Origin of the sequence: Tsukamurella paurometabola (assembly GCF_900631615.1) — a bacterium.
In the GTDB taxonomy this organism is placed as follows: Bacteria; Actinomycetota; Actinomycetes; order Mycobacteriales; family Mycobacteriaceae; genus Tsukamurella; species Tsukamurella paurometabola_A.
In genome coordinates this window covers 4554176-4572956 of sequence record NZ_LR131273.1, presented here as the reverse complement: position 1 = coordinate 4572956, position 18781 = coordinate 4554176, and the positions used below count along the sequence as shown (strand labels likewise).

The following is an 18781-nucleotide window of genomic DNA, read 5'->3' as shown; positions in this document are numbered from 1 at the left end:
GCGCACCCGGTCAGGGGGCGGCGAGGTGCTGCAGGGCCGTCGCCACGTCCACGTCGACGGTGACGTCGGCGAGGTCGTCGCCCCGGGTGCGCCCGCGGTTGACGATCACGATGGGGGTGCCCCGCTTGTGCGCGTGTCGCACGAAGCGCAGCCCGGACATCACCGTGAGCGAACTGCCGAGCACGAGGAGGGCGTCGGCATCGTCGACCATCGTGAAGGCGCGCGCGACGCGCGGTTTGGGCACGGATTCCCCGAAGTACACGATGTCGGGTTTGAGGATCCCGCCGCACCTGCCGCAGTCGACCATCGTGAAGTCGGTGGTGTCCTCGACCACGACGTCGGCGTCCGGGGCCACCTCGAGCGCGCCGCGGCCCGCGATCCGCGCGACGAATCCGGCGTTGAGCGGCTCGAGCCGGGCGTGCAGGCGATGCCGGCTGATGCGGTTCTCACAGCTCAGGCACCGCACCTGGGCGTAGTTGCCGTGCAGATCGATCACCCCGCGTGACCCCGCCTTCAGGTGCAGTAGATCGACGTTCTGCGTGATCACACCGGCGACGCCGGGCAGGGCCGCGAGCGCGTGGTGCGCGGCGTTGGGCAGCGCCGCGTCCATCTGCCGCCAGCCGAGGTGGTTGCGGGCCCAGTAGCGGCGCCGGAACTCGGCCGAGCCGAGGAACTGCTGGAGCGTCATCGGGGTCCGACGGGGCGCGCCCGGGCTGCGGTAGTCGGGAATGCCGGATGCGGTGGAGACGCCTGCGCCGGTGAGGGCGACGATGCGGCGACCGTGCAGCAGCGCGCGGGCCCGGTCCAGCCGCTCGGCGTAGTCCGGGTCCGGGGCGGTGGCCTCCGCGGGCTCCCAGGCAGGCATCGCAGTGCGCACGGATCCAGGCTACGTCGGCCGGCCGGGTCGGTCCGTCGAGCCGAGCGGATTCTCGGGCATCGCGTCCTTGCGCCGGAGCCAGACGCTCAGGGCGATGAGCGGGACGAAGAGGGCGCACACGCCGAAGATCAGGAACTGCCAGGGGCCGCCGATGTGGTCGACCAGCCAGCCGAAGTTCTGGCCGAAGAAGCCGGTCACGAAGGTCAGCGGGAGGAAGATGGTGGAGAGGACGGTCAGCCGCTCGATCGTCGAGCTCTGCCGCGCCGCGGAGTGCGCCTGCTGGACCGAGACGACGGCGATGTTCGCCTGCAGGATGGTGCCGAGCAGGTCGCGCTGCGCCGAGACCTCCTCGTTGACGAGTTGGAGCCGGTCGTAGACGTCGCGCACGTAGGGGGAGAGGCGTTCCTCGCCGAGGCTCTTGCCGACCGCGTTGACGACCGCGAGCGGCGGGTGGGCGGCACGGTAGAAGTTGGTCACCTCGCGGCGCAACAGGTAGATGCGCTCGGTCGGGGCGACTGCGCCCGAGAACACCGTCGCCTCGATCTGCTCGATGTCGTGTTCCAGTCCGGCGACCACGGGCTCGTACCCGTCGACGACCTGGTCGAGGATCGCCCACAGCACGGCGTCCGTGCCCAGCGCGAGGAGTTCGGGCTTCTGCTCGAGCCGAGCGCGCGCCTCGTGCAGCTCGCTCGCCACGCCCTGCCGCACCGTGATGACGAAGTTCCTCGCGACGAAGACGCTGATCTCGCCGAAATCCACCTCCTCGCGGGCGTCGTCGTACCGCGCGGTCCGCAGGATGACGAGCTTCACCGAGGCCTCGAAGTCCTCGACCTTCGGGCGCAGGTGGTAGTCCTGCGCGTCCTCGACCGCGAGTTCGTGCAGGTCGAAGGCCTCGCGGACGGACTCCATCTCGGTGGGTGTCGGCTCGAACAGGCCGAGCCAGACGAATCCGTTTTCCGTGCACAGGCGGGCGGCGTCCAGTGGCGCGAGGGTCTCCTCGGCCTGCCGGGCGCCGTCCAGGTAGTGGGCGCAATCGACGATCACTCCCGTGATTCAACTCCACGTCGGGCGCGCGTGTGGGGGTATCGCACCGCCCATTCGTCCGCTGGTCACCGCCCGGAAACCGGTGTATTCGTTCTCCGAAGTATATTTCGACGATGACCACCGAGACCTCGCAGGCGCCCTCGATCGCGGCGCGGTTGGACCGGCTGCCCATGACCCGCCTGCACGGCGCGGCGGTCGGCGTGATCGGGCTGGGCCTGTTCTTCGACCAGTACGAGAACTTCCTCGCCGCGACGATCGCGACCGTGCTCAAGCGGGACTTCGCGCTCGGACCGGACGAACTCAAGCTCCTGCTGGCGTCCGCGTTCATCGGCCAGTTCATCGGCGCGCTGTTCATGGGGCGACTCGCGGACCGCTACGGCCGGCGGACGGCCTTCATGATCAATCTGGCGCTGTACTCGGCGATGTCGCTCGCCGGCGCGTTCAGCCCGAAAGCGGCGTTCCTCGTGGTGACGCGCTTCGTCGCCGGGATCGGCATCGGCGGCGAGTTCGCGCTCGCCGACTCCTACCTCTCGGACATCCTGCCGAAGAACGTGCGCGGCAAGTACATCTCGCTCGCCTACGTCGTGTCGTTCCTCGGCGTGCCCGTCGTCGGGTTCGCCGCGCGTTGGCTCACGCCGCAGGTCTTCGATCTCGGCGGGGTCGAGGTGCAGGGCTGGCGGCTGCTGTTCGTCTTCGGCGCGCTCGGCTCGTTGCTGGTCTGGCTCGTGCGCCGGGGGCTGCCGGAGTCGCCGCGCTGGCTCGAGGCGCAGGGGCGCTACGACGAGGCCGATGCCATCGTCCGCGGGCTGGAGGCACAGGCGGTCGCGGAGGGGAAGGTGCTGGCGGAGCCGGACACGACACTCCGCCCGGTGCGGTCCCGGTCGATCACGATCCGCGCGCTGTTCCGCCCGCCGTACCGGCGCCGCACCGTCATGCTGTGGATCGTCTCCGCCCTGGAGGTCTTCGGCTACTACGGGTTCGGCACCATCGCACCGCTCGTCCTTCTGGCCAAGGGGTACTCGATCCAGACCTCGCTGTTGTTCGTGGCGCTGTCCTACGTCGGCTACCCGTTGGGCGCCGCGCTCGCGGTCCCGATCGTCGAGCGCATCGAGCGCCGCTACCTCGTGATCGGCTCGGCGGGCCTGATGGCCGCCTTCGGGCTGTGGTTCGGTTTCGCAGCGGGCCCCGCGCAGATCGTGCTGTCCGGGTTCCTCTACACGCTCGCGTCGAACCTGTTCTCGAACGCCTATCACGTGTATCTCGCCGATTCCTATCCCACGGCGATCCGCGGGACCGCTGCCGGCGCGGCGTACTCGCTGTCGAAGCTGGTGACCGCGTTTCTTCCGTTCGTTCTGCTTCCGATTCTCGACGAGCGTGGCAGCGTGTGGGTGTTCGCGGTAGTGGCGGCGGCGATGCTCGCGCTGATGATCACCGTGGCCGCCCTCGGCCACCGGAGCACGGGGCGTTCCGCCGACGAGGTCTAGAAAGGCGATCATGACGGAATCGAGCGCGACGACACCGGTCTCGTCCCGGGCGGAGACCCGGCGGGCGATCTGGAACACGCTGCGCGGATCGAGCGGCAACCTCGTCGAGTGGTACGACGTCTACGTCTACACGGTGTTCGCGACGTACTTCGAGAGCCAGTTCTTCGACAAGGCGGACAAGAACTCGACCGTCTACGTCTATGCGATCTTCGCGGTCACGTTCGTGATGCGGCCCGTCGGATCGTGGTTCTTCGGTCGCTACGCCGACCGCAGGGGCCGGCGGGCGGCGCTGACGATGAGCGTCTCCCTCATGGCCGCGTGCTCGTTCATCATCGCGATCGTGCCCGGCCGGGAGACGATCGGCGTCGCGGCCGCGGTGATCCTCATCCTGTGCCGGCTCGTGCAGGGCTTCGCGACGGGCGGTGAGTACGGCACCTCCGCCACGTACATGTCCGAGGCGGCGACGCGTGAGCGGCGCGGCTTCTTCTCGTCGTTCCAGTACGTCACGCTCGTCGGCGGCCATGTGCTGGCCCAGTTCATGCTGCTCCTGCTCCTGGGGATCTTCTCCAAGGCGCAGGTGTCCGATTTCGGTTGGCGCATCGCCTTCTTCGTCGGCGGCGTCGCGGCGATCGTCGTCTTCTGGTTGCGCCGGACGATGGACGAGTCGCTCTCCGAGGAGCAGCTCGCGGCGATCCGCGACGGGGAGGACACCAGTTCGGGGACCATGCGCGAGCTGCTCACCGGCTACTGGCGGCAACTGGTGCTGTGCTTCCTCATCACGATGGGCGGGACGCTGGCCTTCTACGTCTACAGCGTGAACGCCCCGGCCATCGTCAAGACCGCGTACACGGACCACGCGCTGACGGCGACGTGGGTGAACCTCATCGGCCTGATCTTCCTCATGCTCATCCAGCCGGTCGGGGGCATGATCAGCGACCGCATCGGCCGCAAGCCGATGCTCGTGTTCTTCGGGGTGGGCGGCGTCTGCTACACGTACTTCCTCATCACGTTCCTGCCGAACATCCACGTCGCGATCGGGTCGCTTGCGATGGTCTGCTTCGGCTACATCATCATCACCGGCTACACGTCGATCAACGCGCTGGTGAAGGCGGAGCTGTTCCCGTCGCACGTCCGGGCGCTCGGGGTGGGCATCGGCTACGCGCTGGCCAACTCGATCTTCGGCGGCACCGCGCCGCTGATCTACGAGGCCGCCAAGAAGTCCGGCCACGTGCCCTGGTTCATCGCCTACGTGACGATCACGATCGCGATCTCGCTGTTCGTGTACATCTTCTTCCTCCGCAACAAGTCCGAGACCTTCCTCGACCGCGAGCGCGGCAGCGCTTTCGTGGCCGACGGTGCGCGGTAGCACTACCGTCCGGATTCCCGCAGGACGCCCGAGCAGATTCCGTGCCCGCGCAGTCGTGCACGATCATTCCGCCGTGGACGCCGTGATCCAGTTGCCGAACTCGACGGCGAGATGCCATTGGTGCTGCCGGAGGAAGCGGGCCGGCACGAGGGCGGGGAACTCGACGGTGAGCAGGGCCTCGAGTGCGCCGCGGCGGTCGCGCAGTTGGTGCCGAACGCCTCCGATGCACGTCCCGTCGTCCAGCAGCGCGAGGCCGGCGATCTGGATCGGGTACGCAGGATCCGAAGCCGTGCTCAGGCCACCGGTCCGGGTGTAGTCGACGAGGAAGCGGGACGCGGTGGGGGCGCCGCCGGTGGTCTCCACGACCTCCTGACGCCCGTCGGGCAGGCCCCGGAGAAGGTAGTGGTCCGGGCACGCGGCGAGCATCGCGGCCCCGCGGTTCGACGCCGTAAGGTCGCTGAACCACGCGGCGAACCGTTCGGCGGTGACCCCGGGCGCCGCTAGGCGGGTCACAGCGGTCGCGGTCCGGCCCCGGCTGCCCGCGACCGCGGCACGCGTCGTGAGCTCCGAGACGGCGAGCTCGCGCCGGAGAAGGGCGTACGTGCCGGCGTGCCCGAGTCGCGTTTTGACCGTCGTGAGCGTCTCTCGTTGCACGGCGATCGGTGCGCGGAGCACGTCGCGGAGCGATGTGCCCGGCAGGAGTTCCGCGATCGCACGCGCACCGAGACCGGTTGCAAGCCTGTGGAACACGACTCCGAGGCGGCGTTCCTCCCAGGCGCGCAATCGATCCGGCTCGATCCGCCGGTCGTCGATGAACGTCGTGATGCCGTCGTGGTCGGTCATGGGTGCCCGCCTTCGTCGAGTCTTGACATGTGAGCGTCGTCACTCCACTGTATTCATTATCGCTAGAAATTCAAGCGTTAAGAGAGCGAGGTCACATGACAGGATTCGTACCGAGCAGGCGGCGATTCCTCACCGGGGCGGCGGGAGCGGGGCTCGCGGCGGCGGTTGCGACGAAGGGCGGGGCGCTCGCCGAACCCGCCCGCCGGCCCGAGCTCCGGACCCGGCTCGCGGGCGTATCCGTGTCGCAGGCGAGCGTCCGGGCGTGGGAACGCCGCCGGATGCCGATCACCGCGGCGCGCCTGCTGCGCGACCATCCCGGGGTCGCGGTGGGGGAGCTGCATGCGCTGGTGGACCGTGGCACCGTCGATCCGTCCGACCTCCCCGCCGCACGCGCCGCCCTCGCCCGCACGCGCGAGAGTCTGGGGGTGGACCGGATTCGCGAGATGCTCGAGCCGGAAACGGCGATGGCGGGCGCCGCGACACTCGCGGCCAAGGCCGCATCGGGCGGGCGGTGGGCGATCGCGGACACCGAGATCGCGGCGCCGCGAGGCACCGCCGAGGGGATGGTCGAGTGGTTCACACGCGAGCGTACGACCGACGACCAGCCGGTGTGGACCGGTGCCTGCCCCGACCACTACGTGATCGTCACGGGTCGCGACGGTCGGCAGGAGGTGATCGAGGTGACCGGCGGCGCGGTGCTGCCCCTACGGTTCTTCGTCGACTACACCGACGTCGCCGCCATCCCGGTCCCGCGCGATCCGTCGTACCCGCTCGAGCTCGCCGGTACGGCGTTCCTGGCGTCGGGGGAGATGATCGGTGGTGTGCGCCATCAATTCCGCGACTTACCGGACGGCGGCTTCCGCGGCCGGCTCCGGGTCGCGTTTCCCGCGGCTGTACCGGGCCTGTGCATCACCGAACACCAATGGCACCTCGCCGTCGAGTTCGGCAATTGGATCGACGGCTACCTCGCCTCTGCCTGACCGACGGCGTCGCGTAGAACTGGGATATGGAGCGGGAAGGGGCGCCGCGTCGGCGCACGGGCGGCAGGTCGGCACGCGTTCGAGAGGCTGTGCTCGCGGCCGCCCTCGCGCAGGTCGCCGAGCACGGTTTCGAGGGGCTGCGCATCGCCGAGGTCGCGACGCGGGCCGGGGTGGCGGAAACCACTGTCTACCGGCGCTGGTCCACGCCCACCGCTCTCGTCGCAGATGCGGTCACCGAACTCGCGGCCCACGGTAACCCCGCCCCGGACACAGGTGACCTGCGTACCGACCTTCTCCAGGTGGCGCAGCAGATCGTGGCGCTCCTCGCACGGCCCGGGATGGCGCGACTCGTGGGGACCACTCTCGCGATGTCGCACGACGACGAGGTCGACGCGGCGCGACGACGGTTCTGGAACACTCGTTTCGAGGGCATCGCCCCAGTGATCGAGCGGGCGGTCGACCGCGGCGAGCTGACCGGCCGGGTGACCGCACGCGACGTGATCGAGACCGTGGCGGCACCGATCTACTTCCGCATCCTGGTGGGCGGCGCAGCGCCGGACGACGCGTTCGTCGGCCGGTGTGTCGATGATGCCCTGGTACTCATCACGGCCAGGGCATCCCGCGAAGCCTGACGATCAGCGCCAGCGCGCGAGGAGCTCGTTCGAGCGTTCGGTGAGCTGCATCTGCCAGATCGGGCCGAAGCTGATCCGGCCCGCACCGGCGGCGGCCAGCGCGGCCAGATCGTCGGTCGCGGGATTCGCGATGGCGTTCACGGGGAGGGGGAGGGCGTCCGCGAGGTGCCGGAGCGTGGCCGCATCGTGGAACGCGACCGGGTAGACCGAATCGGCACCCGCGTCGGCGCACAACTGCATCCGCCCGATGGCGCGCTCGACACGGTCCTCCGCCTCACCCACCTGGTTCTTGAAGATGTCGGTGCGAGCGTTGATCACCACGTGCACTCCGGCGGCATCGGCGGCGGCGCGGAGCGCGGCGACGAGATCGGCGTGCTCCTGCGCGTCGCGGAAGCGACCGCCCTCGGAATGGACGGTGTCCTCGATGTTCAGACCGACTGCGCCGGCGCCGAGGAGCCCCTCGATGATCCGCTCGGCGCTCTGCCCGTAGCCGGACTCGATGTCGACCGATACCGGCACGCCGACCGCGGCCGTGATCTGCGCGACGCGGGTCATCGCCTCGTCGAAGCTCATGCCCTCGCCGTCGGGCTTGCCGATCGAATCGGCCATCGGGTGCGAGCCCACGGTGAGCGCGGCGAACCCGGCGGCGACCGCCGTGCGCGCGGACCAGGCGTCCCACGTGGTGGGGAGGACGACGGGATCTCCCTTGCGGTGCAGGGACTTGAGGGTGACGGCCAGATCTGCGAGCGAGGTCATGGACCCCAGTCTGGTCCATCCGCCCGCCCGCCGCTCGGAATCCGGCGGGCCCGTCGTGCCCACCGATATGTGGGGTCGCGGATAGGGTGATTCGATGTCGGAAACCCAGTCGGGCCCGCTGCGGCCCGTGGAGTTCGCGCACGCGGCGGTCACAGCCGCCCTCATGTCCGCGATCGCCGTGCTGTCCATGGTCGTCCCCGGTGCCGTCGTGTTCGCCTGGGCGGGAGCCGTTCCCATGGGCGTGCTGGCCTTCCACCACCGCGCCCGGGTCGCGGTCGCCACGACGATGGCGTCGGGCACCGTCGCCTTCCTGCTCGCGGGCTTCGGCGGCCTGGTGTCCGCGTGGACCTGCGTGTACATGGGCGTGATCTGCGGTCAGGTGCGCCGACGGGGCCGCGGGCGCGGCACCCTGCTCACGGTCGCGGCGCTGTGGGGCGTCGTGGTCGCGACCGCGGTGTTCGCCTTCCTCGCGGTGTTCGCGGAGATGCGCACGGTGGTGCTCGGGGCATTCGCGGCGAACGTCCGCGGCCTCGGCGCGCTCCTGCTGCCGCTCCCGGGCGGCGCGGGCCCGGGGGCGGCGCTGCAGCGCCTCGCGGACTTCGGCCTGCTGCACTGGCAGGCTTTCGTGTGGGTGTCGGTCTGGCTCATCGTGGTGTTCGGTTGTTCCTTCGCGTGGCGCATCCTCACACCGGTGCTGCGCCGGGTCCGGGCCACCAGTGCCGCGCCGCGCGATCTCTTCCCGCGCGAGTCCGGCGACGGCGCGCCCGGGCCCCTGCCGATGCGGCTGCAGGGCGTCGCCTTTCGCTATCCGGAGGCCGATCGGGACACGCTCTCGGGTGTCTCCCTCGCGGTGAATCCCGGGGACCACGTCGCGGTGACGGGCGCGAACGGCACCGGCAAGTCGACGCTCATGCGCGTGCTGGCCGGGCTTCCGCCGACGGGCGGCACCGTCGAACGGCCCGGCCCCGTGGGGCTCGGCCGGGTCGGCGGCACGGCCCTGGTCCTGCAGCACGCCGACAGTCAGGTGCTCGGGATCCGCGTCGCCGACGACGTGGTGTGGGGCCTGCCGGACGGGGTCGACGTGGACGTCGACGGTCTGCTCGCGGAGGTCGGGCTCGGCGGTATGGGGGAGCGGGACACCTCCGGGCTGTCGGGTGGTGAGGCGCAGCGCCTCGCCGTCGCGGCGGCCCTGGCCCGCCGGCCCGCGCTCGTCATCGCCGACGAGGTCACCACGATGGTGGACCGCGACGGACGCGATGACCTCATGGCCCTGCTCGGCGGGCTCACCCGCCGCCACGATCTCGGTCTGGTGAACATCACCCACTACCCGGAGGAGGCGGCCGGGGCGGACCGCACCGTCGACCTCGGCGTTGCCCAGCGTGCCGAGCCTCCCGAGCTCACGCCGAACGCCGGCGTACGCCCCGAACCCGGTGCGCCGCTGCTGGTGCTGCGCGACGTCCACTACGAGTACGACGCCGGGACGCCCTGGCGGCGCACCGCGCTGCGCGGCGTCGACCTCGCCGTGCGGGAGGGCGAGGCGGTGCTGCTCTGCGGCGGCAACGGCTCCGGTAAGTCGACGCTCGCGTGGGTCATGGCCGGCCTGCTCGAGCCGACCGCCGGCACCTGTGACCTCGACGGTGCGCCCGTCACCGAGCAGGTGGGAGCCGTGGGGCTCGCGCTCCAGGCGGCCCGGCTGCAGCTGGTGCGCGGCACCGCCGGCGATGCACTGGCGGCGCTCGCCGGGTACCGCGGCGACGACGCGACGAAGATCGCCCGCGCCCTGGCCGGCGTGGGATTGCCCGCGGCGACGTCCGGTCTCCTGGTGGACCGGCTCAGCGGCGGCCAGCTCCGGCGCGTGGCGCTGGCCGGACTCCTCGCGCGGGCGCCGAGGCTCCTGATCCTCGACGAGCCGTTGGCCGGCCTCGACCTGCCGTCGCAACGCGAGTTGATCGAGCTGTTGATCGGGATCCGCGACGGCGGCCAGGCGATGGTGATCATCTCGCACGACGTCGACCACCTCGACCGGCTGTGCGACCGCACCGTTCATCTCACGCGGGGCGTGGTCGACGGGGAGGAGATCGGATGAGCCGGTCGACCTCGCTGGTGCTGCGGCCGCTGCCTCGGCGTTCCTACCTGCACGATCTCTGGGCCGGAACGAAACTGCTGGCCGTGGCGGCGATCTCGGTGGTGCTCACGATCGACCCGAGCTGGCCCGTCGTGGGAATGTTCGCCGCACTGCTGGTCCTCGCCGCCGCTTCGGCGAGGATCCCGCTCTCGGTGGTCCCGTCCGTGCCGCGCTGGGTGCTGGTGGTGGTCCTCATCGGCGGGGGCCTGATGGCCGCGAGCGGCGGTGCGCCCCACGTGCAGCTCGGCGCCGCCACCGTGGGCCTGGGCGGCCTGCTCAACCTGCTGCGGATCGTCGTGCTGGGGCTGGTGCTGCTCGGCGCGGGTGCACTCATCGCGTGGACCACCGACCCCGCCGACGTGGCGCCGGCGGTCGCGGGACTGGCTCGCCCGTTGCGCGCGGTGCGGGTGCCGGTGGACGAATGGGCGGTGACTCTGGCGCTGGCGCTGCGCACGTTCCCGCTGATGATCGACGAGTTCCGGACCCTGTCGGCGGCGCGGCGGCTGCAGCCGCCACCCGCGGTGAAGCGCTCGCGGCGTGCGGAGCTGGTCGACCTCTGCGTCGCCGCGATGGTGGTCTCGCTGCGTCGCGCGACGGAGATGGGCGAGGCGATCGCCGCACGCGGTGGCACCGGGCGCCTCGTCGTGCGCGCCGCCGGGCCCGGCCGCATCGACGCGCTCGCCGGCCTGGTCGTCCTCGCCGTGTGCGCCCTCGCACTCGCCCTCTAACGCAATTGAACACCGTTTCCGACATTCCGACCTGGGGGTCTTCTGTCCGAAACGGTGTTCAATTGCGGTATGGGGTGTCAGTCGACGGCGACCAGGGGGTAGACGCCGTTCTCGTCGTGCACCTCGGTGCCGACCACCGGCGGGTTGAAGACGCACAGCATGCGCATGCGGGTCTTCGTGGTCACGGTGTGCCGCTCGTTCCCGTCGAGCAGGTACATGGTGCCGGGGGCGAGCGGGTACTCCACGCCGGTCTCCCGGTCGAGCAGGGTGCCCTCGCCCTCCACGAGCCACACCGCCTCCACGTGGTTGGCGTAGTGGAACTCGTTCACCGTGCCGGGCTCGATGGTGGTCTCGTGGAAGGAGAAGCCCACCTTGTCCCCGCCGAGCACGATGCGCTTGCTGCGCCAGTGGCCGGCGGCGACGTCGCGCTCGGTCCCGGTGATCTCGTCGGTCGTACGGACGATCATGCGGACAGCACCTTTCGGGTAGCGGTGGCGAGGATGTCGAGGCCGAGGTCGAGCTCGGAGTCGGTGATGGTCAGCGGCGGCAGCAGCTTGACCACCTCGTCCGACGGGCCGGAGGTCTCCGCGAGGAGGCCCTGCTCGTAGGCGGCGGCGCAGACCTCGCCCGCCTTGTCGGCGTCGGTGAACACGAGACCCTGCACCATGCCGCGGCCGCGGTGGCTCAGCTGCTCGGGGAACTCCGCGCACAGCTCGTCGAAACGCTTCTCGATGTGGGCGCCCTTGCGGAGGGTCTCCTTCTCAAGGACGTCGTCCGACCAGAACTCGTCGATCGCGTGCTTGGCGGTCACGAACGCGGGGTTGTTCCCGCGGAAGGTGCCGTTGTGCTCGCCCGGGCCCCAGACGTCCAGCTCGGGCTTCATCAGCGTCAGCGCCATCGGCAGGCCGTAGCCGCCGATCGACTTCGAGAGGGTCACGATGTCCGGGGTGATCCCGGCGGCCTCGAACGAGAAGAACGGACCCGTACGGCCGCAACCCATCTGGACGTCATCAACGATGAGCAGCATGTCGTGCCGCTCGCACAGGTCGGCCAGCGCGCGCAGCCACTCGGGCCGGGCGACGTTGACGCCGCCCTCGCCCTGGACGGTCTCGACGATGACGCCGGCGGGCTTGTTCAGGCCGGAACCGGAGTCGGCGAGCACGGCCTCGAACCACTGGAAATCCGGTGCGACGCCGTCGAAGTAGTTGTCGAACGGCATCGGCGTGGCGTGCACCAGCGGAATGCCGGCGCCGCCGCGCTTCATCGAGTTGCCGGTCACGGAGAGGGCGCCCAGCGTCATGCCGTGGAAGGCGTTGGTGAAGTTGATGATCGACTCGCGGCCCTTGACCTTGCGAGCCAGCTTCAGTGCCGCCTCGACGGTGTTGGTTCCCGTGGGGCCGGGGAACTGGACCTTGTAGTCCAGGCCGCGTGGCTTGAGGATCTTGTCCTCGAAGGTCTGCAGGAACTCACCCTTCGCCACGGTCGACATGTCGAGGGAGTGGGTGATGTGGCCCTCCGAGATGTACTCCACGAGGGCCTGCTTCAGCTTGGGGTGGTTGTGCCCGTAGTTGAGGGCACCGGCGCCCGCGAAGAAGTCCAGGTAGCGGCGGCCGTCGCGGTCGATGAGCCATGATCCCTCGGCCCGATCGAAGACGGCAGGCCAACCGCGCGAGTAGCTGCGTACCTGCGACTCGCGTGTGCTGAAGATCGAGGGCTGCTCGAAATCGGCGGTGCTGGTGTTCTCGTCGGTCAGGGTGGACATGGTGATCCTCCTAGTGGGCCGGCAGCGGCCCCGCGGTCATGCGGGGTCGATGATGTACAGCTGCTCGGGCTCGTGGGGGTCGGATTCAGTGGGGGAGATGTGGTGCGAGGCGAACAGGTCGCGCACCGTGAGGGTGGAACGGCGCTTCTTCGCCACGGAGCCGAAGAGCTCCTGAGACGCCGTGTTGGATGCGGTGATCGTGGTCTCCAGGCGTGAAACGCCCTGCACCGCAAGATGGTCCAACAAGTCGATGAGCATACGCGAGGCGATGCCGTGGCCCCGATGGGCGGCGTCCACCGCCACCTGCCACACGAACAGGGTGTCCGGGCGGTCGGGACGGCGGTACCCCGTGACGAAACCGGCTACGGCGCCGTCGTGTTCGGCGACGATCGAAGAGTCGGCGAAGTCACGGCACAACAGTGTGTACGCGTACGTCGAATTGAGATCGAGAACCTCGGTGTCCCGGGCGATCTCCCACAGTCGGATGCCGTCGTCGATCGTCGGGCGTCGGGTACTGACCCCCGTTTTCGCGGGGGCGGTGGGATCGCTCTTGTGAGACGGGCTCATCGCTTTCGACGCTAACAACCGGCATTGCGGAAGTCACCCGCGTCGCGGAATCGGTCACCGGAACCCCCGGGTATCCCCAGCGAGTCGGGTCAATGTGAGATGGGTCACATCACGGCTCCTGCGGGGCCAGCCGCGCGAGCGACCCGGCCTCCAGCGCGGCCCACAGCGCGCCGTCGGGGCCGGTGGCGATGCCGTGCGGCTCGGCGCCGGGCACCGGTAGCTCGTACCTGCGGATTCGTCCCTCCGTGTCGACCGATCCGAGGGCATTGCCGGCCCATTCGGTGAACCAGACACGTCCGTCCGGGCCGGCGCACACGCCGTGCGGACGGGCGGCGGGATCGGGCAGGGCGTGATGGGTGACGGCACCGTCCGGGGTGATCCGCCCGATCCGCCCGGCCCCGATCTCGACGAACCACAGGGCGTCGTCGAGCCCTGCGGCGATGCCGACCGGCGCGCACCCGGGGGAGTCCAGGCCGATCACGGAGACGTCCCCCGTGGTGTCGATGCGGCCGATCGCGTCGGCCTGATTGAGCGGGAACCACAGCGCGCCGTCCGGGCCGGCGGCGATCGCGGAGGGGAAGGCGCCGGGGATCGGCAACCCGAAATCCGTGACCTCGCCGGTCACGGTGACCCTGCCGATCCGGTCAGTGGCGGTCGCGGTGAACCACAGGGCGCCGTCGGAACCCGTCGCGAGGCCGAAGGGGCCGCATCCGGGCGGGAGGTCGACGTGCGTGAGCTCGCCGTCGACGGTGATCCGGCCGAGGCGGTGGGCGCGGTACTCGGTGAACCACAGCGCGCCGTCGGGACCGGTCGTGATGATCGTGGGGCCGGTGTCCGGCCCCACGGGGTACAGCACCGTCGCCCCGGTGGTGACGTCGTATCGGCCGATCTCGCCGCTCCCGACGAGCGTGAACCACAGGGCACCGTCGGGGCCGGTGGTCAGGGCGTACGGGCCGGCGCCGGGAACGTCGTGGACGGTGATCGTCATCGGGTGGTCTCCTGGGTGGTGAGGAAGGCGTCGACCTCGGCGGCCGTCGGGGCCGCCGCGGCCCCGGGAGCGGTGGCGGTGAGCGCGCCGGCCGCGTTGGCGCGGCGTAGGCGTTCGGAGGGGGACAGGTCCCAGTGCGCCGCGAGCGCCCCGGCGAACGCGTCCCCGGCCCCGGTGGTGTCCACGACGTCGACCGCGAATCCCGGGGTGTCGACGGTGCCGTCCGGCCCGGTCGCGCGGGCGCCGTCGCCCCCGAGTGTGGTGACGACGTGCGGTACCCGTCGCAGGACCTCCGCCAGTGCCTTCTCCTCGTCGCGGTTGACGATCACGCCGTCGAGGAGGGCGATGAGCTCGTCGGGGAGCGATCGCACCGGACTCGGATTGAGCAGGACGACGGTGCCCGCCTCCCGGGCGGCGCGGGCGGCGTCGAGGACCGCGGGCAGCGGGATCTCGAGCTGGAGGAGCAGGACGTCCGCCGCGCCGATCGCTGCGCGCGCCGCGTCGTCCACGCGGACCGCCCCGTTCGCGCCGGGGACGACCACGATGTGGTTCTCGCCGGAGCCGTCGACGGTGACGTTCGCGAATCCGGTACTGCCCGGCACCCGGGCGACGCGCGACACGTCCACGCGCGCGCCCGCGAGCGAGTCCAGGACCGTGCGGGCCGCGTCGTCGTCGCCGACCGCCCCGACGAACGCGGTCGCGGCCCCGGACCGCGCGGCAGACCGGGCCTGATTCGCGCCCTTGCCGCCCTGACCGAACGCCACGGACACGCCCGTCACCGTCTCGCCCGGCTGTGGAAACCGGTCACAGACGGTCACCGCGTCCAGGTTCACGCTCCCCACCACGACCACCGACGTCATGCCCGCACCCTACGGCCCGCGCCGGACGTAGGCTCGCCGCATGACCATGATTCGTCCGTTCCTCATGTTCCAGGGCGCCGTCGCCGCGCAGGCGATCGACCTGTACGTCACGACGTTCGACGGTGCCGTGCTGAACTCGGTGCCGCATGCGGACCCGAAGCACGGCATCCAGCTCGCCGAGCTGGTGATCAAGGGGCAGCACGTGCTGATCAGCGACAGCTCCGTCGACCACGCCTTCGACTTCACCCCCTCGACGTCGCTGTTCGTCGACTGCGACGACCGCGAGGAACTGGAGCGGCTCACCGAGGAGCTCGGCGCGGGCGGGAAGACCTACATGCCGCTGGGGGAGTACGGCTTCTCCACCGCCTTCGCCTGGGTGGGGGACCGATTCGGCGTGTCCTGGCAGCTCAACCTGGCCTGACGGTCCGCCGTACCGTCGCGCGGGCCCGCCGGGCGGTCCTCGCGTCACGGTGAGCGCAAGCCTGGGCGGGCGCGACCGGCCCGCCTAGCGTCGGCCCCCATGAGCCGTCAGATCCGTTTCAACGCCTTCGACATGAACTGCGTCGCCCACCAGTCCCCGGGCCTGTGGCGGCACCCGAAGGATCAGTCGCACCGCTACAAGGAGCTGAGCTACTGGACGGACCTGGCGAAGCTGTTGGAGCGCGGCACCTTCGACGGCATCTTCATCGCCGACGTGCTGGGGATCTACGACGCCTACAACGGCAACGGCGATGCCGCGATCAAGCACGCCGCCCAGGTTCCCGTGTCCGACCCGATCCTGCTGGCCTCGGCCATCGCCGGGGCCACCGAGCACCTCGGCATCGGCATCACCGCGGGCACCGGCTTCGAGCACCCCTTTCCGTTCGCGCGCCGGCTGACCACCCTCGACCACCTGACCGACGGGCGGATCGGCTGGAACGTGGTGACGGGCTACCTGCCGTCCGCGGCGAAGAACATGGGGCAGCTCGACCAACTGCAGCACGACGAGCGGTACGACCACGCGGACGAGTACCTCGAGGTCCTGTACAAGCTGTGGGAGGGCTCGTGGGAGGACGACGCGGTGATCCGCGACCGCGAGAGCGGTGTGTTCACCGACCCGTCGAAGGTGCACCCGATCAACCACCACGGCAAGTACTTCGACGTTCCGGGAATCCACGTCGGTGAGCCCTCGCCGCAGCGGTCGCCGGTCATCTACCAGGCCGGAGCGTCGCCGCGCGGACTGAAGTTCGCGACGGAGAACGCCGAGGCGATCTTCGTGGCGGCGCCGACCAAGGCGATCCTCGCGAAGGTGGTGCGCACCATCCGCGAGGGGCTCGTCGCCAACGGCCGGGACCCGTACTCGGCCAAGGTGTACACGCTGCTCACCATCGTCACCGACGAGACCGAGGCGAAGGCGCAGGCGAAGCTCGAGGAGTACCACCGCTACGCCAGCATCGAGGGATCGCTGGTGTTCATGTCCGGGTGGATGGGCGTGGATCTCGGCGCGTACGACCCGAGCGACCCGGTGGGGGACGTGAAGTCGAACGCCATCATCTCCGCCGTGTCCAACTTCCAGCAGGCCGACCCGTCGGGCAAGGAGTGGACCGTCGAGGACATCGGCAAGTGGGGCAGGATCGGCGGCATGGGCCCCGTGCTCGTCGGCTCCGCGGAGCGGGTGGCCGATGAGCTGCAGGAATGGGTCGAGGAGACCGACGTCGACGGCTTCAACCTGGCCTACGCCATCACCCCGGGCACCTTCGAGGACATCGTCGAGTTCGTGGTGCCGGAGCTGCGCCGACGGGGCGTGTACCCGGACACCTACGTGCCCGGCACACTGCGGCACAAGCTGTTCGGGCAGGGTGATCGACTCGCCGCCGATCACCCCGCCCAGCGGTTCCGCTACGCGGGGGCCAGTTCCTTGGTGTAGAGCGCGGCGCCCTTCGCATCGCGCAGGTGCACCGTCAGCGCGCGGGTGCCGCCGTCGATGGTGACGTGCCCGAAGTGCTGGAAGCCCTCGGCGGGGGAGACGTTCGCCTTGTCGGGGGCGTGCACGAACTCGTACTGCGCGCCGAAGGTCCCGTCGAGCGGGCTCTCCGGGAAGGCGCCGGCGTTGAGCGGCCCGGAGACGAACTCCCAGAACGGCGAGAAGTCCTGGAAGCCCGCGCGGTCGGGGTGGTAGGAGATCGCGGCGGTGTAGTGCACGTCCGCCGTCAGATACACGATGTTCTTCACGTCCTTGGTGCGGGAGAGGATGCGGGAGAACGCGATCTCGCGGCCCAGCGGTGCGCCGTTGTCGCCCTGCGCCACGGCCTCCATCGACTTCGGGCCGCCGTCCTTGGGGTTCGTGGCGGCGTCCGGGACGACGATGCTCAGCGGCAGGTTGTTCGCGACCACCTTCCACACCGCCGTCGACGAGGTGAGGCCGTCGATGAGCCACTGGGTCTGCTTGTCGCCGAGGATCCCGGCGTCGCTCTCCGTGGCCCACGCGTTGGGGTTCGGGTCCTTGTAGCTGCGCATGTCGAGGACGAAGACGTCGAGGAGCGGGCCGTAGGAGATCTTGCGGTACAGGCGCCCGTCGGCGGCCTCCGTGGGCTGCACCGGCTGCCATTCGCGCCACGCCCGGTACGCGAAGTCCGCGAGCTTGTTCACGTCGGTCTCGGTGTAGCCCTTGCGGTTCTGGCCGGCGAGGTTCTCGCCGGGGAACCAGTTGTTGATCACCTCGTGGTCGTCCCATTGGATGATCTGCGGGACGTTCGCCGCGAAGCGGCGGTAGTGCTCGTCGGTGAGGTTGTAGGCGTAGTTGCCGCGGAACTGGTCGAGCGTCTGCGCGACCTGGTTCTTGGCCTCGGCCGTGACGTTGCGGTACGTGTTGCCGTCGTTCTGCTTCTGCGTCTCGGGCACCGGGTTGTCGGCGTAGATCGCGTCGCCCGAGTGCAGGAAGAAGTCGGGCCGCGCGTCGGCGATGGCGCCCATGATCGCCATGCCGCCGTCGCGGTTGATGCCCCAGCCCTGACCCACCACGTCGCCCGACCAGGCGAAGCTCACGTTCCCGTTCGCCGACGGTGCCGTCCGGAACGTGCCGGCGACGGGCTCGGACGTCGCGCCGTTCTCACCCTCGAGTGTCACGCGATAGTGCACCGTCCGGCCGGGTTCGAGACCGGTGATGCGGAAGCGACCGGCACCGTCGGACGACGGGTTCAGCTGCGGCCCCTCGAAGCGGCTGGGGTTGCTGAAGGACTCCGAGGAGGCCGTCTCGACGATCATCCGCGCGGGCGCGTCCGAGCGGGCCCACACCAGCGCACCGTCCGTGCGGGGATCGCCGGACGCGATGCCGTGCGTCAGCGACGGGCGGCCGCGGACCACGCCGGCCGACGAGGAGGCGGCGGCACCGTCGGACGAGGTCCCGCAGGCCGAGAGGAGCGAACCGGCGGGAATGAGCAGCGCACCGGCGGTGCCGGCCTTGAGAAGCGAACGACGCGAGAACTGAGAATCACTGAGGGGCATTGCGGAAACGATGCCGCAGTCCGGTTCCCGCTCGGCGAACACCGGGTTACCAGCGGGGATGTGAACCGGTGTCCACATGGTGAACCGCTAAGGGTGGATCGGTACTTCGTTTCTGTTAACGTCGAACGCGCGGTAATCACACGTCCGGTGGGCCCGCTCGTCTAGCCACAGGCAGCCCGGTCCGCACGGTGACCAACGCCAGGGGCTGATCTGCATGCCTGATAACTCAACAACGCCCTCCGTGCCGTCGCCACTGTCCGTGGCCGGCCTGCAGGAGACCGAACAG

The 18781-nt window shown here is 70.2% G+C and carries 18 protein-coding genes; 8 read left to right on the top strand and 10 right to left on the bottom strand.

Features of this window, described 5'->3' with window-relative positions; translation table 11 throughout:
- Positions 1-10: 10 nt before the first annotated feature.
- Positions 11-877 carry a Sir2 family NAD-dependent protein deacetylase gene (locus ELY19_RS22750; RefSeq protein ID WP_416222719.1) on the bottom strand — a complete coding sequence of 289 codons (867 nt, stop codon included), beginning with the start codon at positions 875-877 and terminating at the stop codon, positions 11-13.
- A 9-nt stretch (positions 878-886) separates the two neighbouring features.
- The gene (locus ELY19_RS22745) at positions 887-1921 is read right to left on the bottom strand and encodes a magnesium and cobalt transport protein CorA (RefSeq protein WP_126198520.1); all 1035 of its coding nucleotides are present in this window, start codon (positions 1919-1921) and stop codon (positions 887-889) included.
- Between the two features lie 113 nt (positions 1922-2034).
- On the opposite strand from ELY19_RS22745, the gene ELY19_RS22740 reads away from it, so the two are divergent.
- Complete coding sequence (locus tag ELY19_RS22740; RefSeq protein WP_126198519.1) at positions 2035-3405, top strand: MFS transporter; 1371 nt, start codon at positions 2035-2037, stop codon at positions 3403-3405.
- A gap of 10 nt (positions 3406-3415) precedes the next feature.
- A complete protein-coding gene (locus ELY19_RS22735) occupies positions 3416-4771 on the top strand; it encodes an MFS transporter (RefSeq protein ID WP_126198518.1) in 1356 nt (451 codons plus the stop codon).
- Positions 4772-4834: 63 nt separating this feature from the next.
- Here ELY19_RS22735 and ELY19_RS22730 read toward each other — a convergent pair whose 3' ends face one another.
- Positions 4835-5614: a hypothetical protein gene (locus ELY19_RS22730; protein ID WP_126198517.1), complete on the bottom strand. Its 780-nt coding sequence runs from the start codon at positions 5612-5614 to the stop codon at positions 4835-4837.
- A 95-nt stretch (positions 5615-5709) separates the two neighbouring features.
- On the opposite strand from ELY19_RS22730, the gene ELY19_RS22725 reads away from it, so the two are divergent.
- Positions 5710-6594: a twin-arginine translocation signal domain-containing protein gene (locus ELY19_RS22725; protein ID WP_126198516.1), complete on the top strand. Its 885-nt coding sequence runs from the start codon at positions 5710-5712 to the stop codon at positions 6592-6594.
- Positions 6595-6683: 89 nt separating this feature from the next.
- The gene (locus ELY19_RS22720; RefSeq protein WP_227967053.1) at positions 6684-7226 is read left to right on the top strand and encodes a TetR/AcrR family transcriptional regulator; all 543 of its coding nucleotides are present in this window, start codon (positions 6684-6686) and stop codon (positions 7224-7226) included.
- Between the two features lie 3 nt (positions 7227-7229).
- Here the strand turns inward: ELY19_RS22720 and ELY19_RS22715 are convergent, their stop codons facing one another.
- Complete coding sequence (locus tag ELY19_RS22715; protein ID WP_126198514.1) at positions 7230-7982, bottom strand: isocitrate lyase/PEP mutase family protein; 753 nt, start codon at positions 7980-7982, stop codon at positions 7230-7232.
- Between the two features lie 94 nt (positions 7983-8076).
- On the opposite strand from ELY19_RS22715, the gene ELY19_RS22710 reads away from it, so the two are divergent.
- The gene (locus ELY19_RS22710) at positions 8077-10068 is read left to right on the top strand and encodes an ATP-binding cassette domain-containing protein (protein ID WP_227967052.1); all 1992 of its coding nucleotides are present in this window, start codon (positions 8077-8079) and stop codon (positions 10066-10068) included.
- Positions 10065-10835: an energy-coupling factor transporter transmembrane component T family protein gene (locus ELY19_RS22705; RefSeq protein WP_126198513.1), complete on the top strand. Its 771-nt coding sequence runs from the start codon at positions 10065-10067 to the stop codon at positions 10833-10835. Before ELY19_RS22710 ends, ELY19_RS22705 begins: the two co-directional genes overlap by 4 nt.
- A 77-nt stretch (positions 10836-10912) precedes the next feature.
- On the opposite strand, the gene ELY19_RS22700 is transcribed toward ELY19_RS22705, so the two are convergent.
- The 5 genes from ELY19_RS22700 to ELY19_RS22680 all read right to left on the bottom strand — a co-directional run bounded on the left by ELY19_RS22700 (position 10913) and on the right by ELY19_RS22680 (position 15012).
- Positions 10913-11302 carry an ectoine synthase gene (locus ELY19_RS22700; RefSeq protein ID WP_126198512.1) on the bottom strand — a complete coding sequence of 130 codons (390 nt, stop codon included), beginning with the start codon at positions 11300-11302 and terminating at the stop codon, positions 10913-10915.
- On the bottom strand, positions 11299-12597 hold the full coding sequence (gene ectB / locus ELY19_RS22695; RefSeq protein WP_126198511.1) for a diaminobutyrate--2-oxoglutarate transaminase: 1299 nt from the start codon (positions 12595-12597) through the stop codon (positions 11299-11301). Before ectB ends, ELY19_RS22700 begins: the two co-directional genes overlap by 4 nt.
- Positions 12598-12633: 36 nt before the next feature.
- Entirely contained in the window at positions 12634-13164 is a 531-nt protein-coding gene (gene ectA, locus ELY19_RS22690; protein WP_126198510.1) for a diaminobutyrate acetyltransferase, read from the bottom strand.
- Positions 13165-13273: 109 nt separating this feature from the next.
- Positions 13274-14152: a Vgb family protein gene (locus ELY19_RS22685; protein WP_126198509.1), complete on the bottom strand. Its 879-nt coding sequence runs from the start codon at positions 14150-14152 to the stop codon at positions 13274-13276.
- Positions 14149-15012, bottom strand: coding sequence for a ribokinase (locus ELY19_RS22680; protein ID WP_126198508.1), 864 nt, complete (start codon positions 15010-15012; stop codon positions 14149-14151). The genes ELY19_RS22685 and ELY19_RS22680 overlap by 4 nt, the downstream gene beginning before the upstream one ends.
- Positions 15013-15052: 40 nt before the next feature.
- On the opposite strand from ELY19_RS22680, the gene ELY19_RS22675 reads away from it, so the two are divergent.
- Positions 15053-15433 carry a VOC family protein gene (locus ELY19_RS22675; protein ID WP_126198507.1) on the top strand — a complete coding sequence of 127 codons (381 nt, stop codon included), beginning with the start codon at positions 15053-15055 and terminating at the stop codon, positions 15431-15433.
- Positions 15434-15532: 99 nt separating this feature from the next.
- A complete protein-coding gene (locus ELY19_RS22670; RefSeq protein ID WP_126198506.1) occupies positions 15533-16918 on the top strand; it encodes an LLM class flavin-dependent oxidoreductase in 1386 nt (461 codons plus the stop codon).
- On the opposite strand, the gene ELY19_RS22665 is transcribed toward ELY19_RS22670, so the two are convergent.
- Positions 16891-18495, bottom strand: coding sequence for an alkaline phosphatase D family protein (locus tag ELY19_RS22665; protein ID WP_126198505.1), 1605 nt, complete (start codon positions 18493-18495; stop codon positions 16891-16893). The two genes, ELY19_RS22670 and ELY19_RS22665, sit on opposite strands and share 28 nt — an antisense overlap.
- Between the last annotated feature and the right edge of the window lie 286 nt (positions 18496-18781).